The organism is Ensifer sp. NM-2 (assembly GCF_003024455.1).
In the GTDB taxonomy this organism is placed as follows: domain Bacteria; phylum Pseudomonadota; class Alphaproteobacteria; order Rhizobiales; family Rhizobiaceae; genus Ensifer; species Ensifer canadensis.
On sequence record NZ_PVZR01000116.1, the window covers coordinates 1 to 530 of the forward strand.

Consider the following 530-nt stretch of genomic DNA (forward strand, 5'->3'; position numbering starts at 1 on the left):
GCTGATGCCTGGATCGCCGCCGGCGCCCGGTACGAGCGCCTGTACACGCGAGCGAATTGGGCCCCGTCGCACTATGCGGGGGCACTGATCCACGAGGCCCACCCGGAACTGATATGGACAGCGGAGTTCTCCGACCCCCTGTCCCTGGACGTCCAGGGGAAGCGGCGCGGTGACCTGCTCGACCGTTCCGACCCGATGCTTGCACGACTCACCGCGCCCGTCGAAGCCGACTTCGGACGCATCCCTGACGAGCACTTCTCGATCTTCGGACTAGCCGAGATCCTCCCGTACGCACTCGCCGACAGCATTCTGTTCACGAACGACCACCAGATGGCCGAGATGCTGGACCACATCTACAGTCCAGCGCTGCGAGAGCGTGTGCAGGGGCGGGCCGAGGTGTCGCATCACCCGACACTGCCGCTGGAGTACTACGATGCCCGTCCCGTCACGTACGAAGTGGATCCCACTATGGTCAATGTGGCCTATTTTGGTGAGTTCTACGTGACGCGGGGCATCACTGACATCACCCT

Annotated in this window: 1 protein-coding gene; it reads left to right on the forward strand. The window is 63.6% G+C overall.

Annotated features, from left to right (window positions below; translation table 11 throughout):
- Positions 1 to 530 (forward strand): hypothetical protein (locus C6558_RS40220; RefSeq protein ID WP_199197142.1); only part of this gene is annotated, 530 nt, incomplete at both ends.